Below are 502 nucleotides of genomic sequence, written 5' to 3' on the forward strand. Positions count from 1 at the left end.
TTGTCGAGATCTGTCATCAACGAGATATAATCCTGGCCTTTGCCGAAGCTCTTTTCATCGATCCCGACGTGGTGGATGTCTTCGAGATCGCGACGTGCCAATCCACGATCGACGGCTCGCTCAATGATCGAATGCATCGCTTCCCAGCTCAAACCGAGCAACTCTGCCGCCCGCTTGACATTCGCAGCAGCTTGCAGCACTTTGATTGCCACTGCTTCGAACATCCAAGTGAAGCGAGAGTGCTTGCCGGCCCAGGGGACCGCGATGGTTTTAACGCCACACTCGGCACACTTGCTGCGTGGAACAGCGGCCCGAATTTCCGTCTTGAATTGCATCGTATCGAGATGTCGCCAAGTTCGCTCGGGAGCTGTGTCATGCCGAGCACACTGCTTGTTGCATTCCGGGCAACAGACAGAGCCACCGACGAAATCGAGGCGAATGACCACTTGGTTACCGGCCAGATCAAGATCGACGTCTTTCACAGACCAGGACGAATCGAGAC

At 55.2% G+C, this 502-nt stretch carries 1 protein-coding gene and 1 pseudogene; both read right to left on the minus strand.

Translation table 11 applies throughout. The annotated features are described in order from the left end of the window. On the minus strand, positions 1–335 hold a 335-nt coding region (locus H1B37_RS33165; protein WP_286178480.1), incomplete at its 3' end, for a helix-turn-helix domain-containing protein. Between the two features lie 3 nt (positions 336–338). Continuing rightward, a pseudogene (locus H1B37_RS34740) lies at positions 339–482 on the minus strand (ISL3 family transposase); the annotation flags it as partial. Positions 483–502 lie beyond the last annotated feature (20 nt).

This window comes from Stieleria mannarensis, assembly GCF_014154935.1.
Lineage (GTDB): Bacteria > Planctomycetota > Planctomycetia > Pirellulales > Pirellulaceae > Stieleria > Stieleria mannarensis.